The 24,226-nt window shown below is 48.7% G+C and carries 36 protein-coding genes; 5 read left to right on the top strand and 31 right to left on the bottom strand.

From position 1 onward, the window contains the following. Window positions 1-6: 6 nt before the first annotated feature. The 16 genes from AR543_RS23325 to AR543_RS23255 form a co-directional block, all read right to left on the bottom strand. Entirely contained in the window at window positions 7-210 is a 204-nt protein-coding gene (locus AR543_RS23325; RefSeq protein ID WP_087071387.1) for a hypothetical protein, read from the bottom strand. Beyond that, window positions 203-721 (bottom strand): hypothetical protein, encoded by a 519-nt coding sequence (locus AR543_RS23320; RefSeq protein ID WP_087071386.1) that lies wholly within the window; start codon window positions 719-721, stop codon window positions 203-205. The genes AR543_RS23325 and AR543_RS23320 overlap by 8 nt, the downstream gene beginning before the upstream one ends. A 24-nt stretch (window positions 722-745) precedes the next feature. After that, on the bottom strand, window positions 746-1,096 hold the full coding sequence (locus AR543_RS23315) for a DUF5406 family protein (protein ID WP_087071385.1): 351 nt from the start codon (window positions 1,094-1,096) through the stop codon (window positions 746-748). After that, window positions 1,093-1,374, bottom strand: coding sequence for a zinc-finger domain-containing protein (locus AR543_RS23310; protein ID WP_087071384.1), 282 nt, complete (start codon window positions 1,372-1,374; stop codon window positions 1,093-1,095). Before AR543_RS23310 ends, AR543_RS23315 begins: the two co-directional genes overlap by 4 nt. After that, window positions 1,371-2,822, bottom strand: a complete 1,452-nt coding sequence (locus AR543_RS23305; RefSeq protein ID WP_158524020.1) for an NmrA family NAD(P)-binding protein — start codon at window positions 2,820-2,822, stop codon at window positions 1,371-1,373. The genes AR543_RS23310 and AR543_RS23305 overlap by 4 nt, the downstream gene beginning before the upstream one ends. A gap of 61 nt (window positions 2,823-2,883) precedes the next feature. Further along, a complete protein-coding gene (locus AR543_RS24395; protein WP_158524019.1) occupies window positions 2,884-3,204 on the bottom strand; it encodes a hypothetical protein in 321 nt (106 codons plus the stop codon). Window positions 3,205-3,418: 214 nt separating this feature from the next. Beyond that, window positions 3,419-3,625, bottom strand: coding sequence for a hypothetical protein (locus AR543_RS23300; protein WP_087071382.1), 207 nt, complete (start codon window positions 3,623-3,625; stop codon window positions 3,419-3,421). 35 nt (window positions 3,626-3,660) lie between these two features. Further along, a complete protein-coding gene (locus AR543_RS23295; RefSeq protein WP_145953956.1) occupies window positions 3,661-4,272 on the bottom strand; it encodes a hypothetical protein in 612 nt (203 codons plus the stop codon). A 36-nt stretch (window positions 4,273-4,308) separates the two neighbouring features. After that, window positions 4,309-4,734: a hypothetical protein gene (locus AR543_RS23290; RefSeq protein WP_087071380.1), complete on the bottom strand. Its 426-nt coding sequence runs from the start codon at window positions 4,732-4,734 to the stop codon at window positions 4,309-4,311. Further along, window positions 4,731-5,465 (bottom strand): N-6 DNA methylase, encoded by a 735-nt coding sequence (locus AR543_RS23285; RefSeq protein WP_087071379.1) that lies wholly within the window; start codon window positions 5,463-5,465, stop codon window positions 4,731-4,733. Before AR543_RS23285 ends, AR543_RS23290 begins: the two co-directional genes overlap by 4 nt. An 84-nt stretch (window positions 5,466-5,549) precedes the next feature. Then, window positions 5,550-5,756: a hypothetical protein gene (locus AR543_RS23280; protein WP_087071378.1), complete on the bottom strand. Its 207-nt coding sequence runs from the start codon at window positions 5,754-5,756 to the stop codon at window positions 5,550-5,552. A gap of 94 nt (window positions 5,757-5,850) precedes the next feature. Continuing rightward, window positions 5,851-6,354 carry a hypothetical protein gene (locus AR543_RS23275; RefSeq protein WP_087071377.1) on the bottom strand — a complete coding sequence of 168 codons (504 nt, stop codon included), beginning with the start codon at window positions 6,352-6,354 and terminating at the stop codon, window positions 5,851-5,853. A 63-nt stretch (window positions 6,355-6,417) separates the two neighbouring features. Then, on the bottom strand, window positions 6,418-7,152 hold the full coding sequence (locus AR543_RS23270) for a hypothetical protein (RefSeq protein ID WP_087071376.1): 735 nt from the start codon (window positions 7,150-7,152) through the stop codon (window positions 6,418-6,420). Between the two features lie 26 nt (window positions 7,153-7,178). Beyond that, the gene (locus AR543_RS23265) at window positions 7,179-9,068 is read right to left on the bottom strand and encodes a DNA cytosine methyltransferase (protein ID WP_087071375.1); all 1,890 of its coding nucleotides are present in this window, start codon (window positions 9,066-9,068) and stop codon (window positions 7,179-7,181) included. 121 nt (window positions 9,069-9,189) lie between these two features. Continuing rightward, on the bottom strand, window positions 9,190-9,663 hold the full coding sequence (locus tag AR543_RS23260; protein WP_087071374.1) for a hypothetical protein: 474 nt from the start codon (window positions 9,661-9,663) through the stop codon (window positions 9,190-9,192). A 47-nt stretch (window positions 9,664-9,710) separates the two neighbouring features. Further along, window positions 9,711-10,757: a phosphoadenosine phosphosulfate reductase domain-containing protein gene (locus tag AR543_RS23255; protein WP_087071373.1), complete on the bottom strand. Its 1,047-nt coding sequence runs from the start codon at window positions 10,755-10,757 to the stop codon at window positions 9,711-9,713. A gap of 205 nt (window positions 10,758-10,962) precedes the next feature. Between AR543_RS23255 and AR543_RS23250 the strand changes: the two genes are divergently transcribed. After that, window positions 10,963-11,193, top strand: a complete 231-nt coding sequence (locus AR543_RS23250) for a hypothetical protein (protein ID WP_087071372.1) — start codon at window positions 10,963-10,965, stop codon at window positions 11,191-11,193. Window positions 11,194-11,636: 443 nt separating this feature from the next. Here AR543_RS23250 and AR543_RS23240 read toward each other — a convergent pair whose 3' ends face one another. The 5 genes from AR543_RS23240 to AR543_RS23220 form a co-directional block, all read right to left on the bottom strand. Then, window positions 11,637-12,128 carry a hypothetical protein gene (locus tag AR543_RS23240; protein WP_087071370.1) on the bottom strand — a complete coding sequence of 164 codons (492 nt, stop codon included), beginning with the start codon at window positions 12,126-12,128 and terminating at the stop codon, window positions 11,637-11,639. Continuing rightward, window positions 12,125-12,625: a hypothetical protein gene (locus AR543_RS23235; RefSeq protein ID WP_087071369.1), complete on the bottom strand. Its 501-nt coding sequence runs from the start codon at window positions 12,623-12,625 to the stop codon at window positions 12,125-12,127. The genes AR543_RS23240 and AR543_RS23235 overlap by 4 nt, the downstream gene beginning before the upstream one ends. Window position 12,626: 1 nt before the next feature. Further along, window positions 12,627-13,904 carry a hypothetical protein gene (locus tag AR543_RS23230; protein ID WP_158524018.1) on the bottom strand — a complete coding sequence of 426 codons (1,278 nt, stop codon included), beginning with the start codon at window positions 13,902-13,904 and terminating at the stop codon, window positions 12,627-12,629. Between the two features lie 144 nt (window positions 13,905-14,048). Next, window positions 14,049-14,381 carry a hypothetical protein gene (locus AR543_RS23225; RefSeq protein ID WP_087071367.1) on the bottom strand — a complete coding sequence of 111 codons (333 nt, stop codon included), beginning with the start codon at window positions 14,379-14,381 and terminating at the stop codon, window positions 14,049-14,051. 82 nt (window positions 14,382-14,463) lie between these two features. Continuing rightward, complete coding sequence (locus AR543_RS23220) at window positions 14,464-15,024, bottom strand: hypothetical protein (RefSeq protein ID WP_087071366.1); 561 nt, start codon at window positions 15,022-15,024, stop codon at window positions 14,464-14,466. A 160-nt stretch (window positions 15,025-15,184) separates the two neighbouring features. Between AR543_RS23220 and AR543_RS25080 the strand changes: the two genes are divergently transcribed. Continuing rightward, on the top strand, window positions 15,185-15,406 hold the full coding sequence (locus AR543_RS25080) for a helix-turn-helix domain-containing protein (protein ID WP_087071365.1): 222 nt from the start codon (window positions 15,185-15,187) through the stop codon (window positions 15,404-15,406). 37 nt (window positions 15,407-15,443) lie between these two features. Beyond that, window positions 15,444-15,707 carry a hypothetical protein gene (locus AR543_RS23210; protein WP_087071364.1) on the top strand — a complete coding sequence of 88 codons (264 nt, stop codon included), beginning with the start codon at window positions 15,444-15,446 and terminating at the stop codon, window positions 15,705-15,707. A 71-nt stretch (window positions 15,708-15,778) separates the two neighbouring features. Here the strand turns inward: AR543_RS23210 and AR543_RS23205 are convergent, their stop codons facing one another. Together AR543_RS23205 and spo0A are read right to left on the bottom strand one after the other, a co-directional pair. Continuing rightward, a complete protein-coding gene (locus tag AR543_RS23205; RefSeq protein WP_087071363.1) occupies window positions 15,779-16,300 on the bottom strand; it encodes a hypothetical protein in 522 nt (173 codons plus the stop codon). 30 nt (window positions 16,301-16,330) lie between these two features. Continuing rightward, window positions 16,331-17,134: a sporulation transcription factor Spo0A gene (gene spo0A, locus AR543_RS23200; RefSeq protein ID WP_087071362.1), complete on the bottom strand. Its 804-nt coding sequence runs from the start codon at window positions 17,132-17,134 to the stop codon at window positions 16,331-16,333. A gap of 206 nt (window positions 17,135-17,340) precedes the next feature. Here spo0A and AR543_RS23195 point away from each other — a divergent pair, with 206 nt between their 5' ends. After that, entirely contained in the window at window positions 17,341-18,138 is a 798-nt protein-coding gene (locus AR543_RS23195) for a hypothetical protein (RefSeq protein WP_087071361.1), read from the top strand. 42 nt (window positions 18,139-18,180) lie between these two features. Here AR543_RS23195 and AR543_RS23190 read toward each other — a convergent pair whose 3' ends face one another. Next, window positions 18,181-18,540 (bottom strand): hypothetical protein, encoded by a 360-nt coding sequence (locus tag AR543_RS23190; protein WP_087071360.1) that lies wholly within the window; start codon window positions 18,538-18,540, stop codon window positions 18,181-18,183. 167 nt (window positions 18,541-18,707) lie between these two features. Here AR543_RS23190 and AR543_RS23185 point away from each other — a divergent pair, with 167 nt between their 5' ends. Then, on the top strand, window positions 18,708-19,304 hold the full coding sequence (locus AR543_RS23185) for a hypothetical protein (RefSeq protein WP_087071359.1): 597 nt from the start codon (window positions 18,708-18,710) through the stop codon (window positions 19,302-19,304). Between the two features lie 823 nt (window positions 19,305-20,127). On the opposite strand, the gene AR543_RS23175 is transcribed toward AR543_RS23185, so the two are convergent. From AR543_RS23175 to AR543_RS23145, 7 genes are all read right to left on the bottom strand, one after another. Next, window positions 20,128-21,189 carry a hypothetical protein gene (locus AR543_RS23175; RefSeq protein WP_087071357.1) on the bottom strand — a complete coding sequence of 354 codons (1,062 nt, stop codon included), beginning with the start codon at window positions 21,187-21,189 and terminating at the stop codon, window positions 20,128-20,130. A gap of 98 nt (window positions 21,190-21,287) precedes the next feature. Beyond that, window positions 21,288-21,878, bottom strand: coding sequence for a hypothetical protein (locus AR543_RS23170; RefSeq protein WP_087071356.1), 591 nt, complete (start codon window positions 21,876-21,878; stop codon window positions 21,288-21,290). A gap of 52 nt (window positions 21,879-21,930) precedes the next feature. Next, entirely contained in the window at window positions 21,931-22,368 is a 438-nt protein-coding gene (locus AR543_RS23165; protein ID WP_087071355.1) for a hypothetical protein, read from the bottom strand. Continuing rightward, window positions 22,365-22,583, bottom strand: a complete 219-nt coding sequence (locus tag AR543_RS23160; protein ID WP_158524016.1) for a hypothetical protein — start codon at window positions 22,581-22,583, stop codon at window positions 22,365-22,367. The genes AR543_RS23165 and AR543_RS23160 overlap by 4 nt, the downstream gene beginning before the upstream one ends. A gap of 250 nt (window positions 22,584-22,833) precedes the next feature. Further along, window positions 22,834-23,112 (bottom strand): DUF5983 family protein, encoded by a 279-nt coding sequence (locus AR543_RS23155; protein WP_087071353.1) that lies wholly within the window; start codon window positions 23,110-23,112, stop codon window positions 22,834-22,836. A gap of 22 nt (window positions 23,113-23,134) precedes the next feature. Next, window positions 23,135-23,518 (bottom strand): hypothetical protein, encoded by a 384-nt coding sequence (locus tag AR543_RS23150; RefSeq protein ID WP_087071352.1) that lies wholly within the window; start codon window positions 23,516-23,518, stop codon window positions 23,135-23,137. Window positions 23,519-23,611: 93 nt separating this feature from the next. Then, window positions 23,612-24,181 carry a hypothetical protein gene (locus AR543_RS23145; RefSeq protein ID WP_087071351.1) on the bottom strand — a complete coding sequence of 190 codons (570 nt, stop codon included), beginning with the start codon at window positions 24,179-24,181 and terminating at the stop codon, window positions 23,612-23,614. Window positions 24,182-24,226 lie beyond the last annotated feature (45 nt).

Raw genomic sequence — 24,226 nt, 5'->3', positions numbered from 1 at the left:
ACCGATTCAGTCTGTCTTCAAAGTCTCCAGGGCATCCGGCAGCTCGCCAATCTGCTCCAGAACCTGCGTTACCGTTTGTCCAGTCAGGAGCTCGGAAGCTTGTTCATTCTGAGTATATGCTACGCTCCATGTGTGATCGATCCGATCTACGGCCCGTGCGCGGTATCCTTTCGCCATTAATGCTTTTACGATTTTTCTCTTACTATTCATCGTATACTTCCTTTCTACTCTCAGCAGGCAGTAGTTGTTCAGATTTCAATAATTGATCCCTCTCCTCTTTCTTGAGAGTTTCTTCTAATAAAAAACTATTCCAACAGAAATCCATTTGTATATATTGATGATTCGTAATGTTCCGTAACGCGAGGTACACTAAAATGATTATTGTGAGAATAAACAATATAATTTCCCAATGTCCCTTGAAAAAATCTGACAAAGTAGGATGAATAATAAATAGACCCAACTGGACAGTCAGCAAGATTAAAAAGCGGGTCAGCATACTATCATTTAGTACTTTCTTCTCGCAAAAAACTTCCCATTGATAGAGACGATGACTAATTTCAATCCGCATACTAAGATGTTCATCGGAAAGGATTTCTTCTAAATATTTCTGCACTTGATCTGCGGGAAAAGGCTTATAGGTAACCCGCTTATAAATGGAGTACAGCAAAAAGAGAATTACAATCAGTGTAATAGCGCCCCATAATATAAAAAGTACGTTCATTGATTCCTCCAGTAAAAATTGGAATTATGCGTTTGGACGTAAAGACCCTTCTGGCGCAGCTTGTACAATCACTGCAGCAACAATGATACGCGGCAGATCCGGATCGCTAGCATCGTACAGCAGCTGCTCTCCGGCACCATTGTATAAAACAAAATGTGTAACATAGCCGTGTTCGTCCGCTATATAAGACTCTGACATAAGCCAGTCGGTCTTTGTCATTGTTCCATCCGTGATCACGTCTATCGCACCGGTTAGGATCTCGGCGCCTTTACAATTTCCATCTATTGCAATACGGTATTCATTACGGTAATCAGCATCCTGCAGTACAATCTGTACCAGGTGCGTTGTGTTGAGTTCTGGTAAGTATATGTTCATCGTGAACCTCCACATGTTTGATAGAAAGCTGCTCGCCGCTTGGGTGAGCGATACCAGAGCTGTTCATCTGGCATCAATGGATCTTTAGCTCCCAGCTTTTTCCCCAGCTGCTGGAGCTCTTTACCGACTGCACACTGTTTGATGCAATAGCGGTCAATCGTGCTATCCTTTTGGCCGCCGGGCTGCAGGGAGTCCTGTAATTGCTGCCGGATGGTGCACGATCTGCAGATACCATCGAGCCGGGCGCTGATCTCCTGGACAACTTCACGCCGATTCATAAATTCCGATCCTCTCGCGCCTGGCGTATACGTTCCTGGTTGTCTATCAGCAGCTGCCGCAGATTCGATTTTGATCCTTCAATGCGGAAATGAGGAATACCGGCTTCTTTCACAATTTCAATAGCTTGCCAGGTACTTTCATGCGACGTTGCAGTCAGTAGTAGGAAAACAGCGTCTACTTTGGTGAGGGCTGCCGTGATCCGCTTGATCTGTTTTTCATCATCATGAATGAATTCAGCCCCCGTATCTGTTACCGTCTGTTCAACCCACTTCTTCATCCCGCCGACCACGGCAACCGTGTAGCCTTCAAGGAAGGGAGAGGGCTTATTTTTTCGCTTAGCCAGGTTAGCTACTGGTTTTTTTTTATTTTTTGTAGGACGATTTTCTTCTGGAAGCTCCGTAAACAGACGAGAGATCCGGGCATACCGAGAAAATTCCGATTCTGACGTATCGATATTGAAAAAACAGGGGATGCCTTCTGTAAGAGTAAGCACTTCGATATCTTTATAATGGATCGGATAGCGCTGCTGCGGATCTTCGGTCGATAAACAGTACCACTGGTAAGATTCTCCGAGCTGAATCGTACCGGTAAGTTGCAGGATCGGCGATAATGTATCGTCCCCCTGGAACAGCAGTTTGATATCCACAATACGGTTGGCATCCAGCTGAATACGTACCTGCGCCTCATGTTCCAAATCATACTGCTGTACCATGAGCTCCGTAATTCGGTAAAACGCACCGGCCTCGGTTTGAAGTACACCCCCATGAGCCATACGACCAAATACTGCATTTTCCCAGTGAGTGACTGGAACTGAAACCGATTTTTTCTCGAGAACATCCTGGGTAGATTCAGACGTAGACAATGAATGAGTCCCTTTTGGGGTTTGCCCATGGTCATTTTGAAGAAGTGCATTCCGCGTTTCCTGCAGGATGTGTTCCAGCCGGGATTCTATATTGGATGCTTCCGAAGAAGACCGCAATGCATCCATCAGCAGTTGTTTGACTACGCGCAGCTCTGCTTTGGTATCGCGATGCTGTTGCTGCAGAACGTCCTCTTTTTGCTGCTGCACTTTTAATAGCTGCTGCTGCTCTTCCAGCTTGCGTTGTAGTTGTTCACCCAGCTGCCGCTCCTGCTTCAGCTGCTGCTGTAAGCTTGTGATCTGCTGCAATGATTCTTGCTGTTCAGACGCCTGAGTTTCCCTTGCATCCCGTTCTTTCCGGATTTGCTCCCGTATGTCTTTGTTTTGCTCTTTGACTTGCTGTAGGTCATTCTCCAGCCTCTCTCCACGCTTACGGATCGTGTCCGCTTGTTTACGCTGCTGTTCATAGCGCTTGGCTTGATCTTTCAACTCTTGATATTCTTTTTGATCGATCGTTATCGAATTTTCCGGATCTTGTGGTTTGGACAGTTGCCGAATCAGTACATCCAGTAACGTCTTTCTTTTCATAGTGCCTCCTATATGAAGAGAACTAGGAGGCGAAATAAGCCTCCCCTTGTTCTGCTTGTCCCTATTCGGATTTGCTTTTATTTTCCTGTGATTCTTCCCGAATGGCTTTCCACTGAGCATCGGTAACGATCTTACCTGTAAAACTTTGCGCCGTTTCCTCATAAAGAAGTACGGGCACATCATTTTCATAGGTAGCTTCACTGTCATGCGAACCACCGTTTATCAGCATTTTATAAGCTTGATTGATGAACCAACCCTCCATGAAAGCTTCGTCTTTGGCTTGTTCCGGCGTAACAAGGGCTTTTAATTCATTGCAGCTAATACTGAAAGTAGCCGATCCTTGAACCAATACGCGCTCTACATTTTCCTGTGTCTTTTCCATAGTTATCGCTCCTCTATTTTTGAATTTAAAATGGCTCACTCGTGCTTGCCTACTGAGCTCTCTTTAGGCGGAAAATAGACAAGGCTACTTCCATCCGGGAAGTTTATTGTATTTCTGTTGGACTGGTTCCGTTAAATTCCCAGGCATGTCTGCATTCTATCTGGAAAGATATTATTTTTATGGCTGTCGCTATACACATCTGGGAACCAAATTTTTATTTGCAATCTCTGCCGAGCAAATGCTGGATCGATTCCAGCAAATCAAGGTTGATCGTTATTTCTCTTTTTTTCTCATCCACGTGGACTTTATCTAAAATGTCTCCGTAGGCATCCTCGATAAATTCTTGGATATCCGATGTCTTTACGGTACTGTTTGTCCGTTTTCCGCCGGACATGAAGTAATAGGTTTTCATTTTTCCCATTGATTTGTTCTCCTTCGGCCTATGAATTTTGGCTTTTATTTTCCTACTGGCTGAGACAGCGGCAAATAGTACAGTACGTCTTTTGAAGCAAAAATAGCCGTGTCGTCCGGAAGCGACCAGATCGGTCCTTCTTGATAGAAGCTCATCCGAGCGAGCTCATAGTTGTTATATCCGTCAGTGACCAAGTAGTCCAGATCAAAGGCTGGCGGATCTGCTGGATCATACGGTACCCAGGGTAGCGCAGCATCGATCGCCGCCCGGATCTCGTAACTGTCATGATCAAAAGCTTTCATGCCGTGATCCGGATGAGTAGCCAGAATGTAGTTGTAATGGGAAAGGGTCACTACCCACTCGGTACCGGTTACTGCAGCTGGCACTTTAGGCACCCCTGCTGTAATCGTTACAGTCTCTCCGCGGACCGCCCGGTGCCGGTCATTTCGCGCGGCAAGAAGTTCTCGGAGGACGCCGTTTTCAGACTCCAGCGCTCCGATATACTCTTCCGACTCGCGTTTTACTAACCGATCGGCTCCGTAGAGCCAGCCGCTTATTCCTTTTGCTTGGTAGCGGTTCTGGTTCGGCTGGATCGCTGTCAGTTCCAGCTGATCCATGCCGTGCATAATGCTATCCCCTGGTTGCAATCGTTCCATATTAAAAACTCCTCTCATTTGACGTCACTTCGCCGGTTACTCGCCTTCGCATATTTCAAGGTCTTGCTCCAGGATTAAATCTACGTCCTGCTCCAGGTTGCCCACCACGGTTACGCGACCGGATTCTTTCAGGACTGCAGACAATGGGTGAACAGTGCCCGCCTCACCGCCGCCCATGCCCTCCTTGCGGACCAACACCGCCTCGTAACCGGCGTCCCCCGGCAAGATCACGTAGTAATACTTGTCGTTCTCGCGGGTAGGGTACTGCTCCGTGGTGAGGATATCCCGCGCATAGATATTCGGACGCGTCGCTCTTGCTTCAGCGATGCAAAAGTCCAGCGGTGAGAAGTCTTCAAGCGCCTGCCCCTGCAGCAGCGGATACAGCGCTCCGATCTGCATCAGCTGCTCGGTGTATAGCGTCTCCCCGGTTAATCGATTAAACGATCTGAAGTCGTATTTCATGCCTGTATTCTCCTTTCTATGGTCAGCCAGCCACGCTGCTGCCGCCGAGCCAGCCAGGCCGAGCCCAGGTATTCTGGCGTCAACCACTTTTCGCCGGCACTGTGCAGCCCGCAGGCGCCGGTTTGGCTGTCTCCAATACTGATCACAGCGGCGCAGCGCAGCATGGAAAGCTGTATATAACACATCCGGGCGACCACCGGATCCAAATCCTGTCCCTGCAGCAGTAGCTGGCTCGCCGGGATACGCTGCTCCTGGCAGTGATTGAATAAAGCGATCAGCATCACGCCTGATCCGCAGGCCGGGTCCGTATGATGGATTTCCTCACCTTCAGGCAAAGCAGCATATGCCTGCAGCACGCCTGCCGCCATCACCGATGCCGCTGGATAAGGCGTAAAATACTGACTCAGCCGGTCGCTCGTCAGCCTCAGCTCCTCATACATGCTGCCAAGGAAATCCTGGCCAGGCTGCTCCTGGTAAGCCATATACAGCAGGGCATGCAGTTTAGCTATTTTTTCTTGCTCTGCCGGACTGTACTGCTGGATCAGCGCCAGGTATTCTTGTTCCCGGATCGGATAGGCGTGGTGATCCAGGGTGTTGGATATCACGCAGGAGCTGACCCGGACAAAATCCTGAAACACTTTCCATTCCCCGTGCCGGTAGCTGACTGCGCGAAACTGCTGCAGCCAGGCAGCCCGGTATCCATCTTGCTGAAGCGGTTGCTGCAGGGCCATATGCCTTCCTCCTTTATAATCGTTTACTTGTTGTTATCTGAAATGCATTGATTTAAATCTGGAGCATCGCTGCTGGTGCTTTGCTTATGCTTCTTGTTTGGCCAGCAGCAACGTGCCGTGTTGCGGATCCATCGTCAATTGGTAAGTGGGATGGGTTTGCTGCTGATGATCGTTCTCGCTCAGCTGCTGACCGCAATAGGGGCAGGTCTCCAGCAGCGCCTGCTGCAGTTCGAAGACCGAATGATTGCATGACGGGCAGTGCGCTTTGGAGACAAAGATAGACATTTTCATAAAAGCGTTCTCCTTCCGGTTGTAGTACTGGATAATACCAGCAGGGTTTTTCAAATGATCGGGTAGCATAGGTTCGTTCCTTTTCTTTACGTATTCATTTACCGGTTTGGGCAGCGCAGCTTTGTAAAATAATCAGTTGGTAAGCTGTGCTGAACAGATTCAGAGTAACCGGGTAATCCGCTGTTTTAAATGGTGGGAGAATCAGGGCAGCCATGTGGAGCTGAATAATCTTATGGATATCCTCCGGATTAAACGGCAAATCCGCCGCCGTAGCCAGATGTTCCACAATGTCAGCCAGCGCTTCTTCCGGCGTTTCCCATGTAGCTCCAGGAATACCGCAGATGACGCTTTGATAGACCAGGGAAGCAGGTGCCGATTCTTTCGGCCGGGCCGCATACTTCTCGATTTCTTCCGGCGTCGCTTTTCGCAGGCAGCTCACCATAAAGCTAGGACCGTAGCCTTCCAAAAAGACGCGTTCCTGGCTTCCTCCGCGGTAAGAATCCCCTTCACAGGTCCATACGACACCCTGATTTTCTGGCTCTTCTGCCTCCCCGCAGCCCGTCATGACAACCTGATCCCCTTTGATTAAAGTACTCATTGATAATTCCTCCCTGATCGATTGATTTGGTTTGAACACCCGACACAGCCTACTGCCCTGTTTTCAGTCCAACTGTTTTAAGAACGCAGCGACTTCGCTTTCCCGCTGCAGATGATGCTTGACCGGTGCATGATACAGCCCGGGCTGCAGCAGGACTTCACTCATCTGCAGGTAGCTTTCCAGCAGGCACCGAATAATGTGCTCGTCTTCCTTCGGAACAGGCTTTCCATTGCGGTCTCTGTTCAGGTAAGTATGAATCGGCTGCATCAAATACGATAATCGGTGGATGTTATGATCAAAGACATTCGTGTTTTCCCGAAGGAGGAGCAGATCATTGGTATACGGATCAGCGGCATGCTTTTTGGATTCTGCAACGCGTTCGCGTTCTTCGGTGACAAAATCCACTAAAGCAAAGTAGCTGGTCATCAGGGAGAGGAGCTGCTGCGTGTCTGCCGGCAGCTGCCTCCGTTCTTCTTCGGTGATCAGTTCGGCAAAAGGATTGTAATGTGACTGGAAGCGCTCTTCATAGCCGTACTCCACGAACTGGTTCCGATTCGGATCAAACCACTTGGCGTTGGTGTATTTGAAGGCGGTAGCGCTTATTTCCAGCACATTTTCAGTGAAGAGTGCTTTCGCATACTCTTGTATCCGGCTAATCTCGTTGACGCTAAGCCCCAAGGCGAAAAGCGTATCGACGTTCGCCACGCAATTGGAGACCAAGATATATTCAATATGGGGACCCCAAACGCGGCATTGCGTAACCACCATGTCATTTAATCGTTCCAGCTGACTTGTCATCGCAAATTCTCCTTTATTCCAATCGGTTAGTGTACCATCGCTTCCGGTTGATTTTCTTCTGGCGCGACCCATACTTCATTCCAGGACATGGAGAAGTGATCTCCTGCCTCGGCCTGCGCCAGGGCAAGTAAAACCACATTCCCCATTTCCATGGCGCTATCTTTAGGTACGGCGTTGCCGATATACTCCCGCGCCTTGGCATCCGCGCAGCCGATCAGTTGGAACGGTCTGCCGTCCGGAAGATGCGCCGGGAAGCACTGCAGCATGGCCAGCTCATACGTGGTCAGCGGCCGATGCCAGGTACCGTCTTCGGCAATGATCATGTACACGCCGCGGTCCGTATCCTGCGGGATCGGGCGGGGATCGGCGATCGCAGCTGCGGATGCATGCACATCGGCGCTGCCGGTGACCGTTTTGCCGGTTTCCTGCCAGTCCTGTACGCCGAAGGTACCCGAGCGAGGGGAATTTCCCAGTGCCGGATCTGCAATCAGCTGGGCGCCGCTTTGCACGTCAGTCACACCGGTGACGGTCGCTGCCGGCAGCCCGGCATCTTGCATCCGGAATTTGTCGGTATAGCGCCCAGGGCGATCTTTGATGCATGGATCTGCCACGGCAGCTGCCGCTTGCATCGTGCGGTTCGCGGAGCGGACCGTTTTGGCCGTTTCTTCCCAGTCTTGTACGCCGTAACTGTCCGGCATCAGCTTGGTGTTTACACGCATGTCTGCAATCGCCAGCGCCCCGCTTCCGAAGCGAGTACCAGTCACGCATGGAGCCGGTTCATGCATCCGGACAATCCGGTACGTAGCTGCATGTCGGCTGGAACGCTCGCTCAGGTTCGGATTCGCGATATCTGCGCTCTGCAGATCACCGGCACCGCCCGCCGGCTGCACACGGAACACCGGTAGATGGTCCTCGTGCTGCGAGCGAGGGTCGGCAACCGACGTGACCCCGTTACTTTGCCCGGGTCCGGACGAGCTGGTGACGGTTCGGCTGGTGTTTTCCCAGGCGGCGACTTCAAAGGCGCCTCGTCGCGGCTCATGCATCACGCGCAGGTTCTGGTAATCCACCGTTTGCAGATCCCGCCAGTCGCCGCCTGCCGGAATCAAGGCCAGGCGCATCCAGGTTTTAAACTGCAGCTTTGACAGTCGATGAAGCGGGCCACCGGCGCCAACATCCCCGGGATACGGCAGGTCTTTGAGAACGTCGCCGATCGAGCGCAGCGGTTTTTTCTCCGGATACTCAATAAAGTTCGGGACCTGGGTTTCGTGCCGGGCCATGATCAGGAAGCGAACCCGGTTCTGTCCCAGCCCGCCGATTTCGCCCAGGTTGTGATCCGGACGGATACTGACGGCATAGCCGTACTTGATCAGCAGCTTTTTGATTTGTTTCAGCAGCGACGCGCCTCTTGTGGTAATCCGCGGTACATTCTCGAGCTGGATCACGCCGGGTACCTTGCCGCCGTATTCATCGCAGGCCCGAAGCGCCAGTTCCAGCCCGTGAACGGTCAAATAGTTGAGCGCCTGGTATTTGTCTGACTTGGCTTTCTCGTTGGGCAGCAGCCCGCTCAGCCCCTTACAGGGCGGTGAGCTGAACAAGAAGTCCGGGACCTGATACTGAAAAGCTTTCCATAGATCTGCAGGCGTGACTTCCTGCCATTCGGGCGGCGGAGCGCAGCCGTGCCAGGCCGTGTACTGCCAGCGTTTAAACAGATCCATGCATACGGAGGTCGGTTCGCCGGTGATTAGATCATGATTCATGCATGCGACAGGATCACTGTCGATCGAGCATAGAACGTTAAAGGAATGGATGTGACCGCCGTACTCGACCCGAGAACTCATATAGCCCAGGGTGGCACCGCCAATTCCTCCGAACAAAAGAGCGATCGTTTTCTGCGTGTTTACTTTAAATGGAGCCAAATCGGTTCCTCCTTGATTTAACGTTTATTAATTCGTTGTTTGAAGAAATATATATGGATAGTGCCGAGTGAGCAGAGCGATCAAGCTGCCGATCGGCAGCAGCCCCTGCTCCTCGCCTTCCTTATTGTCTTTCCGTAAACCAGGCCGTTTCAATATCGCTACGCTGCAGCCCGCATGCATCCAACACGTGGATATGGAATAAATCGTGCTCCATATGTACGTACTGCAGTTCCGATGTGCACGGGCCGATAAACTCCTCTACACACTTTCGCAGCAGTCTTTTGCGCTCAGGTGAATAGCTGCGGCGACATTCAAACTGAATGATATTACTGGTTTCATACGTCGTATGATCCAATGTATAGGTGCGATCATACCCAATCTTTCCTTTATGCAAAAACTTCGATCCTTTGAAAAATTGAATACAGGATTGAAGATCATCTTCGAGCGGACCGTCTACCCACTCGATCCGGATCACACCCGGATCGACCGTAGGCTGAATATAAAAGGCAGTGTGCCGGTACAGGCGCTGCAGATACTGCCGCACCGCGGTAGCCACACCGCGATCCAGCTGACGTACAACATAAGCGTTTTTCACGTGGTACATTCCTTTCGTTTCTATCTTTAAGCGCTTTAACTTCTTCATTATCCCGGACCGCCTGCCGCGCCTCGCATCGCTCCTGCCGGAAGCTCCCAGGCTTCCATGATCAGATCACTGGCTACAAAGCTGCGGTTTAAAGCGAGCTCCACCCAGCGACTCAGCCGGGCATCAGTCGGCAGTCGTTTTAACGACCCCAGATTCGCTTTTTCTTCCAGCGTCCATTTGGGATCGATAGTGTGCTGCAGCTCTTTCTCCATCCGAACGAGCCGATCAAAGCGATCCGGCGCAATTTCGCGCATCATCGCCCACAGATCTGCTGTTGAGAAGATACAGCCAAAGCAGCTGGTGCGGTTCCAGCCCAGCAGGTACGCTGGGTGCGGTAGGAAGCGGCGTTTTTCATACACATCCCAGATTTGGCGCTCGGACCAGTCGATCACCGGGCGCCAGGCGTGGACCCGGCGTTTTTTATTGCTGCATCGATGCAGCTCCACTTCATGGTACCGGGCGCGGTTGGCGGATTCTTCTCGCCGCTCGCCGCTGACGACCAGGATATTCAGCGGCTTTTCTTTGCTGCCCTGGTAGTCTGGATGATTACTCAGTACCCGGGCAAACACATCAATCTTCGCGTACGCTGAGCACCAGCGGGTGCGCAGATCCGCCGACATGGCCGGCCAGCGGCGGCGCGTCGAGCGCTTGCCCCTTGTGGTGGGCCAGTGCCGGATTTCGCCGTCTTCCAGATGGTAGACATCCCCGGTCAACGAGTCCTGCCGGAGCAGTTCCCCGTAGATCCCGTGGGATCGCCACTGGTAGGTGGTTTTGATACCATACAACTGCCCGACTGCTTCGATATAGCTTTCGGTCACGGGCCAGTCCAGAAATTCGGTATGCTGCTCCCCTCCCCCATCGATGGATTGGTGCCACAGCTCGATTTTTTCCTTGGGAATACCCAGATCCAGCATATGGAACAGGCAGGCCATAGAGTCTTTTCCAGCGGATTCGGCGATTAGTACCTTGTCGTACTGATCCAGCGGCAGCAGCTCGTCCTGCTGCCCTCTTTCCAGCTGCGTTTCGATCATGATTTCACAATTCATACTTTCAAATGGCCTCGCAATCTTTGAATGGTTGACTTCGTTTCTACCTATATAAATATACCCCTGTTTGAATCCGAAGTCAACGAATTATGACTATATTTTAGTCAAATAATGACTATTAAATGATCATAATTCGTTTATGATTGACGAGAAAGGCTTGCAAGAGAGCACTTTGATAACGTATGATCAGTACGGGTGATGAAAAATGGCGGTTCGCATGAGATTAACCGAACTGATAGAAACAGAATTTAAGCGGATGGGGAACCTGAATCAACTCGGTTCTATTGCAGGGATTCGATATAACACACTACGGGATTACAATAACGGCACTGCCATCACATTTAAGGCCGAGCATATTGAAAAACTGTATGAGCTGTTCGAGCTGGAAAGCTTTCATCAGCTTTTTGAAATCATCCCTGACGAGCCCTCTGAATAAGGGAGTACGTAGGAAGCAGTATCCAAAGTAGAACCTAATAGCGCTGATATAAAAAACGACTCCCATCATGGAAGTCGTTTTTTTGAATGGATTCAGAAAAATAGATACACCAAGGAAGTCACTTTAATTACAAGGTCTAGCAGTAGCCCAAGTACAGCAAGTATGATCGATACGATCAGGAAGGCGTTCCACAGGATCTGGTGAGCGATCCTAAATCGTTCCTCTGTCCATTTTAAGAATTGTACAATCCATTGGTCCCACTTTTCTCCGTTCATCGCTATCCTCCATTTATTTGTGCCATCTCTTTAGGATATACGATGAACAACCGCTTGAATGGGATTTGGCAAATGTTAAACGTACTTTATGGACACGATTTTTCAGGGCTTTGGGCTCACAAAAAAGCGCCAAGCACCTTAAAGGGCTTGACGCAATAGGGGAATAGACTACCATTCGATGATCCGAACGGTGTGTTTTGCCTCGATCAGCAGACTTTCGATCGGATGTACTTCTGCAGAGCCAGGTGCAAAATGCCAGCCGTCTGCCTCCAGGCGGATACGGACCTGGTCGACCTCATGACAAGCCAGGATGGAAAGCGGCGGACGATCCAGAGAAACAAAGCGGTAATACTCGCCCTGCAGATCCGCATGCACGACATACAGACTCAGTTCCGTGCCGGCAGCCTGCGGCGTAAACGATAGCCCCATTCGTTCCCGGTGCAGGAAAAGATCGATGTAGCCGCACTGCGCTGTATTCAGCAGCCGGTCGCCCTCGTACAACTGCAGTTGGAAAGAATGGGGATACCAGATCCCGCTTTGCTGGATCAGCTGCAGCCAGGCCGATGTCGAAGAAGCTTCATCCGGATAGCAAAACCAGTGAGCCGGCAGCTGACCGGTACCGCGATTGTCAGCGCGAATCGTATATTGAAATGGCTTCATACATAACCGTTTTTCAGTTCGTTTTCATTGCTGATCGCAAAGGGATCTTCTGCTCCCTGCCAGCGGTACTGCGGCCCCGTGGATAGGCTCCACGCTTCTTGGGCATAGGTGTATAGCGTGCTGTGCGTATACGGCTCATACGCGCGGAATACTTCAAGCCACAGCGTCTTTTCAGCAATCAGCGGAATCACCTGCTGGATAAACCAATCTACTTCATCCTCTTCCTCTTTAAGATCCATTTGAAATGTCCATATCCCCTGCTCTACCCGATTGCAGCAGGCAGCCTGGGCGTCAGGCGTGGTCCATTCTTCAGGCATATAGGCACTACCGATCTCGTTTTTGCCCAGTTCGGTTCCGCGGCTCAGCTGCGCCAGATGATCTGTAGCAGCAAACCCAAGATCGCTCCACTTCCCATCTCCGTCAACCAATGTGGTGATCCAAGGAATAAAAGCAGGCTTTAAGACTACTTTGCAGCGGATCCCCGTATAATCCCCCATCTTATTCCTCCCCGTCTTCTTGCGAACGCCGGTAGACCGAGCGAACCAGATCCATATAATCAGCGCTTGGCTGGCCATGCTCTTTTTCTGCCTTCGCCAAGCCCACATAGTCATAAAATGGAATGTTGATCCAATCCGAATAATCGATATTCCCTGTAAACTCTGTTTGTGTACGCAGCTCACCGGTTTGAATATTCATGTAATACGTCATCGCAGTGTTTCCGGATCGTGCTTTAGTAGCGTGGTCCGCAGAAGGATGGTTGCTCACACCCTCCGTAGAGGCTGCCGCCAGACCTGCAGGTAACTCCATGGCCACTTTATAGCTCACCGGCTGCAGCAGGGGGGCATGTTTCCAAGCAGCGGGCACCCATTGCGTCAGCCGGTTCTGCAGCTCCCCATAACTGGTATACAGCAGCTCTTCGTCCACCCACCGGATCACTTCCCATTCGTCTTCAGCGAGTAGATCCTTATCGTACACGCCTTCCGGGAACACATGCTGGACACTCCAGCCGTTATGATCGGCAGTTTCATCGATGCGAATGATACCTGCGTGTTCCAGGTGTGCCAGCAGCAACCGGTAATCCAGCGGCGCCGGTCCTACCGATGTCCGTGTATACGGTAGTCCGCTGATGCCGACCGTCTCCTGGCTAAAGTAGCGCATATCTGCCAGCCAGAGCATAATGCCCAGCTGATGCTGCACCGGTCCGCGCCGGGTGAAGTATAGAACCATTTGCTTGAGTTTCTCCACATTCAAGCGGGTATATCCGCTTTGCTCCGTCAAGGCAAAAGGCGCGTAATGATCCGACAGCAGCTGCTCTGTGCTTTGTGCTTGCTGCAGATAAGGATTCAAGAACGTCCGGACTTTCTCCACATCCTTGGCACTCATATGACGCTCCTGCAGCTTAAAGTAATGAACAATCAGCTCTGGCTGCAGTTCCAGATCGGCATAGACTCGGAGCAATTGTTTGGAGGGAGTATTTACCTCATCCTCATTTTTTTGCAGAGCGCTTTTGCTGATATTGATAAGCTGGGAAAACAGTTCACGGCTCATCGGTTGTTTGCCATTGGTATACTGCTGACGAACCTGCCGGATCTCCTCACCGGTCATGCCATGCTGCAGGCGATATTGCAGCTGTGCCGTTTTCAGTATGCGATTATCTTCTTCATCATTGGCGATTTCACTTTCACATACGGGACAAACCAGCTGTTGAGCCAAAAACGTTACTTCTTTACCACGTACATTATAGGTCAGCTGTGTTTCTGTTTTTACAGGTTCCACATCTTGTTGACAGGTATCACAATACATGTTCATCAATTGATCGTCACATCCTTCATTTTGTCATTTATCTAGTTCCTTTAGGGCACCGCTGTTAGGGCGGTGCATAAGGGAGTGAAGACACTCCCGTTATGTACTCGCTACTTGTTACTCGCTTGGATGAAACGATAAGCAAATCGCTCCGCGTCCAGCCATGAACTTTAATTTGATGTACGCTGTTTTCCCATTCAACTCTTTTTTGAAGAAGAAGACCGGTGTGTCGGGATATTCTCTGTCGAGCTCTCGTGGTTTGTATTCATCTCGTACCCGAAGCTTTAAAATTTCTTCCCAAACCTCGTCAATGCTATAAATTCCTAGCGTGATTAAATCTTGTCGATAGTTTCGACCTTTGCGCCGGATGAATTGTTTCTTGCCGATTTCAATATAATGTTTTATCGTCAGCAGAAATTCTTCCGTAGACATTTCATCGATCCAACTCACTCCCTCACCTCCTAAATCTATTATAACATAAATAACGCATATATGCACTAATTATTTTTAAATAAGTGCATATATGCGTTATTTAATTCTTTTCTTCTATCTGAAGACCACCAACATAGTAATTCCCGAAGGTATCACGGTATGGCTGTAGATCTTCTTTCCTTTTGGGCACCCCTTTGTTTGTAGCAGGTTCAATGCAGATCCGTTTTTGACAATTTCTACAGGGAAGAGATTTGGTTCGTTCATAGACATAAGTGGTTTCACTGTTCCCACACTCACACCGGTAATACGTTTGGTAACGCGGACGTTTGTTATCGTGTGAAAAAAGGATGCCGGTCCACGCTTTATCTGCATTATGGATCTGCTGCAGCAGGATTTTGGGCTTTGGAGCCGGGGCAGCGAAATGGATACCGGGCTCGATCTGTAGATCCGAATGGGTTGCTCCTTCTTCACTATAAAACTGATAATGTTGCTTTAATCGGTCTATGTAATGGATCAGCAGCTCATCCAGAGAACCGCCATCGATGACTATAGTGTGGATCAGCTGCTTCACTACCTCTAATCGCTCCAGCGGCTGCATCGAGGTTAAGTCATACTGCTGCTCCATCTGTTGATCGGTAGGAGATAAATGAATCTGAATCATGGGGTCACTCTTTCTATCGCACTCATATTCTGACTGATATACCAGTCAGTCTGGATATAATACCACACTTTTTGACTGGTATATCAGTCAAAAATTCACTTTCATAGTCGGATGTGCTTGAATTCGGTATAGTGAAAGCATTATGAAGAAAAGTGAGTGAATGCTTGTGATTACATTTGAGCCCTTTCGGGCTTTTTATAATACGCTCGGCACGTCGAAGTCGAAGAAAAGTCGGTTTGATCTGCTGCAAGAGGCTAACATTTCAAAAGATACAGCGAATCGCATATGGTATGATGGGAATGTATCACTAGAGATTGTAAATCGGTTATGTCAAACGTATGGATTACAGCTACATGAAGTGATTACATACGTGGAAGAATAGAATCAATGAACGCAGCGTTTCAGCAAGGAGGAACAGCATGATTAATGACGCAGAGCAAAAGTTATACCGGATCCTGTTTAATCACTACACCAAGCACCGGAGCATGCCGCCCTGGTCGCTTCTCAAAGCTCGGACAGGGTTGAGCCAGCCGGAACTGATGAAGCGCTTAGAATCGCTTCAGGAAGCTGGTCATATCCTTTGGGATGATCCCGATTCGCTGGAGAGTGTAAGAATGAATAAAGATCCGTTTATGAAAAGCCCGCCGCCGTCTTCCGGATCGGCTTACTTTATGGATTACTGATCGATTATAAAAGTCGCCCTTTACCTGGCTTTCATGCTAACAGGCTAAAGGACGACTTTTTATAGAATGATTTATATGACAGGTGCGATTCCTTTGACCTTCGCCTCTGCGGTGAATTTTTCTAATTCCACAAGATATTTTTCACATAAAGGAAGTACTTCCTCCTCAGGCTTCTCATCAAAAAAGTATTGTTCTATGGTTCTGGTTTGGAGTGGAGTTTGATTGGCTTGTTCTGCTTTAATTCCTTCTATTTCTTCATCGGTTGTATTTTCTTGTCTTATGATAAAGCCCATGGTTATCTCTGCATTTGCATGAGCGGTAACCTCTACTAATTTGGTGTGTATATTCTCATCTCGTAAATCTTTAAAAAATTTCAAAGTGGGGTTAGCACTAACCAGCTCCTTATATACATTTTCTTTGTCTTGCTGCTTTGCGGTTTTATGTGCATATTGCAGAATACTTCTTGCCGCATTTATAAATGCGCTGATTTCATACTTTAATTTTGTTAGATCTTTTTCGTTTACATATTGAATCATGTGCTCATAATGATGTTTAGACTCTTGTAATTTCACATCCAATGTTGTTCTGATCATCTCAAACCCTCCTAAATGATTACTTTCATATCATATTTTACCATGCTGAACGCGTAATTGATCGGCTACCACGGCAATAAACTCGCTGTTGGTTGGCTTAGTTTTTTTCAATTTTCGCTCGTATCCAAAAAGGTCAATGATGGCCTCGCGTTTTCCTCGCGTCCAGGACACTTCAATAGAATGACGAATACCTCGCTCAATTCGGCTGGGTGTGCTATGGTACTTTTCAGCGATCTGCGGATACAGTAGTTTCGTGATGGCACCAAGCATTTCAATATTATGATATACCAGATGGATGGCATCCCGCAGATAATGAAAGCCTTTCAGATGAGGAGGTACCCCTATTTCATTCAGCAATGAAGTAATCTCTGCATCGATATTGACCGGGGGTTTTCTTTTTTTCCCGGCTGCCGCTTTTTTGGCTGCAGCTCTTTCCGCTGTTTCTACTGCTTTTTGATTCCCAACCAGCTGACGGATCCGGCTACCCAGCACGTTGAGTTCAAACGGTTTCAGCATGTAGTAAGCTGCACCCAGCTCCACCGCTCGCTGGGTAATATGTTCCTGGCCAAACGCTGTCAGCATGATAATCTGAGGGACCGGCTGCAGATCCAGCTCCGGCAAGCGCTCCAGAACGCCAAGGCCGTCCAGATGCGGCATAATTACGTCCAGCAAAAGCACGTCCGGCGGATCTTCCGCTTCAAACGCCAGTTTTTGCAGAATATCTTCCCCGTTTGCCCCGATCCCGATGATCTCCATATCGGGCTGCCCATTAATATAGTCAGACAGCATCTCTACAAAATCCCGATTATCATCCGCCATCATAATGCGTATCATTTTTGTTCTATGTTCTCCCTTCAATGAAGTTGCTCTGTGTTATTTACCAATATTTTCTATGCATCATGATAATAAAGTAGTAAAATATAATCAGAAAATTATGATATTCTTCTTTATTCTACACCTAAAGACCTACTTAGGGAACGAAAATGAAATATATGGGAGATTTATTTGTAGTGGCAGTTAAAGAAGGAGGGTACCTTTCAATGAAATTGACAACCCACAACATCATACACACGCTGGAGGAATTGGCCGCTTTGCATCATGTTATTTATTTCCGGCCTGAGGATCTGGACACAGAGAACCCGGACTTTGTTCCAGATGCTACTCTCAAACCCACGCAGCCGAATCTAACCAAAATGGTGCAGCTGGCAGCCGCTCAGAAGCAGCCTATATTCATAGAGTGTATTTTGGCATCGGATGCTCTGGCTGAAGGTGCGATAATCGATAGCAGTGAAGAGGAGATCCAGGACCTGATGCTGCTCCTCTCTTCCGAGCAGCTCCCTCTTTTTGAACAGCGTATCGAAGCGCTGAACCAAAGTCTCGATGTGGAAGGTAACCAGCAGCCGGTCCAGATCACCGTCTATTTGTTCTCTCCCCATCTGACCCTTGCCATGACCGTATATAGCGAGGCACTGCAATATGTCGCCCAGCAGCTGGATACTACCGGACGTGCTCGTAAAGTTGCGGAGGAGCTGCTGGGTGAACCGATCGATGACGATCTCATTTCAGAAACGATCGAGCAGATCCGCAGCGGCATCCTTGAAAAATTCACTGCATTTCTTTTGCAAGAGCCAAGCTTTGCGTCATGCACGAATAAAGAGATGCGGCAGCAGGCTGTGTCGAATATGCGTCCCTCTCTCTGGCGGCAGTTTCAGAAGACCCATTTAAGCGCTCAGGAATTTCGATTCTCTTCGGAACTGCGGTGGATCGATGGTTATCTGCTTACTCAGTCTGCAGAACAAGTCTGGCAGCAGCTAAAAGAGCAAAAAAAGAAGAAATAAGAAAAAGGCGCAGTGTGATCTGCGCCTTTTTCTTATCTTGAATCAGCCTACGCCGTGAAAAAAAATGAATGTCGAACGCATGTATCGGTAGTATTCGGTCCCTTGTTTTTTAATATAAATATTGGCGGGAGTACCCGGTCTACCGGAAAAAAAATACATTTGATCTTTGTACGCGCCTTCTCCTTCTGTAAACTTCTCTAACTTTTTCTCATCTACATTTTCCGTATCTGTATACGTCCACTTTTCTCCATACGCTTCGATTTCTGGAGCATGAGCCTGCAAGCGTTTCACCGTGGAGTACAATGTCGGATGACGATTGTAAAGAAGTATGATTTCTACACCTATATAGAGTACACAGATTGCGCCGATCGTTAGCACCCATTTCGTCACTCGTTTGTACATAGTACCTCCTCTAATTCTGCCTTCCTTCCAGACTTTCCAACGAATCTACCCTAATGATTCCCCCTACCCTTTTCACCACTTCACATAATAGACACAATAATATTTGGTTATTATTGGTATTTATACTATAATTAAGAAGCAGTTCCAATATAAGAGGAGGTTTACACGTGAAAAAGTTTTTTAAAGGTTTTGCTTTAATGGCTATTCTCGGTCTCTCCGTCACTTCAGCAAGTTCAGCATTCGCAAGTGAAGCTGATCCTGCTGCCACTGCTGCCGCTATCAAACCGGATGTGAAGATTGAACAGGATTTAAGTACACTGAATCCTATTCATCCGTTCCAAGAAACAAAAGAGTATACCGACAAGAATGGTAACGAATACACCGTTACAAATACGTTTACCCCAAGCAAATCAGGCATTTCTACTAATGGCTCTGACTCAAACCAAGGATATGCAGGAGTGTGGACGTCTAAAGTTACATATGGCGTTATTAAAATGAGTTATCAATTCGATTTAGCAAAATCAGGTTCTCAATGGAAAATTTCGAACCCACGTAATCATGATTATTGGGGTGCCTTCATGAAATTCTCTGCACCTTCTCTGAAGGTGACTCGTGCCGTATCCACTTCCAGCCTGCCTGCAGAAGTTAACGCTTCTGTGACTGCTGAAATGTTTGATAATGCATGGGTTCCGCTGGGCAGCTCACGCTGGATCATGTATACTACGGTTTCAAGCTCAGGTTGGATGGTCGTTAACTGGAATTAATAATCAGTAAAAAAGACCAAGCTCAGGATCATACCTGGCTTGGTCTTTTTTTATTGGATGTTCTTTTTGTTTTTCCGAACGGCTTTAGTTACAAAGAAACTGATCAAACCTATAATGGCCAAAATGACTATTATATATAATAGCACGCTTATGAAGGATGCGGACACGCCTATCACTCCTCTCGTGATATGTAATAAATACAATACAATAAAATATCATATTTACCATTATTATACACCTTTTCGTATGGATATAGGGCTTATCTATCAGATTTCCCTTTTTTTCTATTCCACTCGATTGCCTATTAAACCGGATACCGGCCGTAACATATAATAAGGAATGGATGGATAGCGCTCATATTCTACCTTCCGTTGTTGAAGGATACCCTATTCTTCTATCCAACCCATCCCCTATTTTTGCCTTTCATTCTAGCGTTTACCTGCTATGTTCAATCCAGTACCGGATCAGCAGAATTATCAAATGAATGAATAGCGAAGCCAGTACACGCTCCTGTATCCATACCATGGTGCGCTTACTCCAGCTCACAGCTACCCCCTCCCTTTTTGGATTGTCTTCTGAATCTTAATCTTATACATATCGATCGCCCTTTCTTCATCGTGATATGAACGCGCTGGTCAGGTGCTATTCCTTCCCTGCTGCGGTCACTCATAATGAAATAAGGAGCCTCAGCGTTATTTAGGGTTTTATGATCCAAGCTGAAGAAGCGAAAAAGGCAGGTTAAAGTTCCCTTTTTTGGTCTATCGCGCAAAACGGCTCGGCTGCGGACGTTTCCCTTTCTTTCCGGTACCGATCGTATGGCGGCTTATCCGGCCGCTTCGAGACTGGCCAGATACTGACAATTCCGTGCGGTCGCTTGCAGCCCGTTTATTTCCGGCGCCCTGCGCTGCCCCTGCGCATCGATAAGTGCCCCATACTTCCTGCCAACCAGCCAACCGGTCGAGTCCGCAGAAAACCAAGGGAAGGCGGTTAAAAGACGGCTGCTGCCACCAAGGAAGTGAAAATTCTGCTCAGGATACAAACGGAATACCCAGCGGAATATGCGCCTGCGCCGCTTCTCTGACATACCGACTGTCCCGCCGATAGCAATCACCGGATGTTCCTGCTGAATAAGCTGCTGCAGCTCCTGCAGATCGGTACCGGCATGCCAGACCGGGATCGGCTGGAGTCCGGCAGCCTGCATCTGCTCAGCATTCTGCCGGGTCGCGGCAGGATCGCCAATCACATCCAGGTTGAAATATGCCTGAATCACGTCCTGGTGTTCTTGGATAAACGAAATATACGCTGCCAGATCGATAGGAGCGATCGCCTTGCCTTGCTGCGCCGCTCGCCAGACCGAGAACGCACCGGAATCCAGCAGTACCCGGAGCCCAAGCCGCTGAACATGCTGCTTCCATGCCCGGCGACCGCGCAGGTGGGCATAGGAGAACAATACGTGACGCGCCCCGTTATGAGCCGCAATAGTCAAGTCTCGCGGCGACCGGTCGGCTCCGGCAAAGTAGTAGCGAATGCCAAGAAGAGACAAACGCAGCCGACCCGATGCCGTGCGCTGGATTCGCGCCGCGCTACCGGCAATTTCAATCAGGATACCCAGCAGGGCACTGTTATAGCCGCGGCTGAACGCTTCCAGATCGCTACGGGTGACAGTGCGGACAGCATACAGATAATGAATAGCTGCCCGGATAGCCCGGTAAGGAAGAGTCAAAGGTTTTCTGCTGCTTGCCGCGCGCAGCTGCACAGATAGCCGGGTACATCCGGCATATAAATTGGCTTTGCCGTTAGCGGTTTCGATATAGCCGCGTTTTTTGAATCTGGTTAAAAATTGGCGAAGCAGGGTTCGCGCCGATGGTTGTTTATAAGGATACATATTTCAGGATACCTCTCTTTTTAAATCGTTGATCGTTAGGTGATGGAAAAGAAAAAGCCGGGAAGTCCCGGCTTGGTGGATGCAGCGTTTTGGAATGATCAGCCAGCAAAGTCATACTCGTACTGCACGTACACGCGCAGCTCTTCGCCGTCTTCATTGATCAGATCGACGACCAAATTGTCGGTACCGGTCGGCCCATCATCCATATATTCATAGTCGCGATCCTGCATGAATTTCTGTAGTCCTGCGATCGGCGACAAATGCGGGTACGCAGCCAGCAGGCTGATATTCCGATCTTCCCGGATCACGCACCACGGCTGTTCTGTCGCAGTTATCCGGGGCACGGCGCTGCCCGGGACACATACCCATTCGGGATGCGCTTGATTGGCTAGCACATGAACCAGCCGCAGCGGATCATTAGAAACGGTCTGAATGGCATGAACATAGTGCAGAATTTTTTCATACCGGGTGCCCCAGTACACCGGCAAGCTGATATCTACATCGTCGAAATCCAGTTCATCCCAGCCCCAGTAATGACTGACCCCCATCGCGTACTCTTCATGGCGCTCTTCCCACTGTTCAGGAAGAATAAATTCAATCTTCATTTCTCGCCCGTCGATCATATATTTAGCCACGCGTAGCTCCGTATGCGCCTGTTTCAGCAGCTCAGCAATGTGGTCGATATTCATTATTCAATCGCTCCTTATCGCCAGCAGCAGGGTCTGCTGCTGGCCTCATGGTTTAGTGTAAACGTTCTGCCTGTAAGGCTTCGATCGCGTGGAGGACGCCCTGTACAGCCGCTAAATGGCTGCTGGACTCTTCCGGACGGGACGCTTCTTCATACCGCTCCCGGCACTCGGAACAGATAAACCCGGTATCTTCGTCATCGTCGCATTCACAGAAGGAACACGGCGGATCTTCTTCCATAGCGGTCAGCCCTTCCGATTTCCGGAACTCTTCGGCGGTTTGCAGGATCAGCTGCACCGTGCTGACAATCGTGCTGTCATCGATCTGGTCATTTTGTCCGCGGTAGGTCAGGGCTTCATGAATCGCGCTTCGTTCCCAGCGGGTGATTTCCTCCGCGTAGAGACGGCGGTCATATTGATTGGCTACATTCTGCCGGAATCGGTAGATCCAGTCCCGCAGCTCTTCTTTGTTCCAAATCAAGGCTGCCTTCACTCGGCTCCACCTCCCAGCAGATTGCTGTTTGTCACCGTGATACAATGCAGGCGCATCCAATTCCGTAGGAACGGATCAAGCAGCTGATCAAACTGATCCAGCTTGGTAGCCATCAGGGCAATATGCTTGCCTGCCTGATGTTCTTTCTCGATCCCCTTGCCAATCCGCCGCAGGGTGATGGCATCCAGACCAATCAAATATTCCAGCTTGTACACTTGTAAATTTTGGGGTAGTTTCTGTTGCTGCACCCCGGCGCTTACCATTTCCAATATATGCATTAAGCCCTCTTGTTCATAAGGGACGGTTGTCGAAAAATACGGGTATTCCATGGCAAACTCTTTCAAGTTCCCACCTCTTTATGATAAAATGGTGGGGCGAATGGCCTCGTAAGCTTTCGCCCCGGCATGATCGTTCTCGTCAAACGATTATGCCTTTTTGCTGTTCGTTTTTTTAAATTGCAGTGTATCAGGCATGCTCATACTCCGGCAGCTGCTCCACGGCACTCACATCCCTGTCAATCATCAGGAAGGTGCAGCCTTCGCGGCGGGCAAGTGCGATCGCCTGATCAAGGCATTCTGCCAGTTGTTCAGCACTTTCATCCAGCAGATCCACCACCGGCAGAAAGAATCCATATCCTTCCTTCGCATAATAGATACAGCCCACCTTTTCCCCATTGTTCATTTTTTCAAGCACTGTAGGCTCGATATGAGCCGTAGAGATGGCCAACATGTTGTGTTTTTCCATCGTTTTTACCTTCTTTCTGTTGTTATAAAGACATATGCAGTAGATCGATATCCGCTTCCCGGGATATGCAGGTAGTCAGATCGATTAGAAATTCCATCCTTTCCGAAGTGCCTGCGATATGGACCACATCCAGTGGATCATTCGTAATCAGGTGCTCATACCGCGTAGAATCATGCTGCGTAGTGCGATAAGATGCCCAAAACACATAATTAGCTGGGTCAAGTTGACGGATATTCGGCAGGGTAGAACCCGGCTGCTGCTTTGCGCAGAATGTGCGCCAGCGTTCTTCCCAATCCGCTGCATCGATAAATTCGATAAGCATGTCCACCCCGCCGATATGAACCCGTGCCTGCCAAAACATTTCATGTGCGGCTTCCAGCTGATTGACCATTGTTGTACTATCCATTTGATTTCTCCTTACCTTTTATTTTTGGAGTAGGGGCGAATAGTATTGTACGCTTTCGCCCCAGCAAAACCTCTCTTATGACATAAATTTCTGTTATCTACCGCTTGTTAACTGCAACGAGTTCAAAAATCCGTGCCCCAGACTGACGGCTATATCGGCATTGGTATTTAATAGCGATGAAACCTCGACAATGTTATTTTCGCTACTCTTCATAATAAAATATCCATGATCGAAACTTTCACTGCTGTAGTTCGGTGGTAAGAAAGTGTACTCGTCCCACTTTTTCCCCTTTTGATGATACAGCTTAAATTCTGCTGCTTGTGTATGGCTCAGCGGCTGATATAACACATGCACGACCTCTGCCGCCGCTAATTCTCTTTGCAGTAGATCCATGACGATGCCGATTCGCTCAGCGAAGTCATATTCTACACGTTTGAATAATTTTCGTGTAATCATTTTCCCGTTTTTTAGTAAACAAATCCGATCATTAAAGATGGCAATTTCCTGAAGCGCAGGTTCTTTAGCCAGTGTACTACAAAAAATGGTCATGCTTGCTGTTCCGTCAGGTAGGCTCTCCCAAGCAAATACATAACGCGGTGGCTGGCTTGGAACAGGAGCCATAAAATAGATGGGTTTGTTTCTTTTTGGAATAGCTTGTGTCATCTGTACATCTCCCTTATTTAGAATAAGGGGCGAATGGCCTCGTAA

The organism is Paenibacillus bovis (assembly GCF_001421015.2).
Classification (GTDB): domain Bacteria; phylum Bacillota; class Bacilli; order Paenibacillales; family Paenibacillaceae; genus Saccharibacillus; species Saccharibacillus bovis.
The sequence above is the reverse complement of the archived record's forward strand: the minus strand, read 5'-3'. Positions and strand labels throughout refer to the sequence as shown.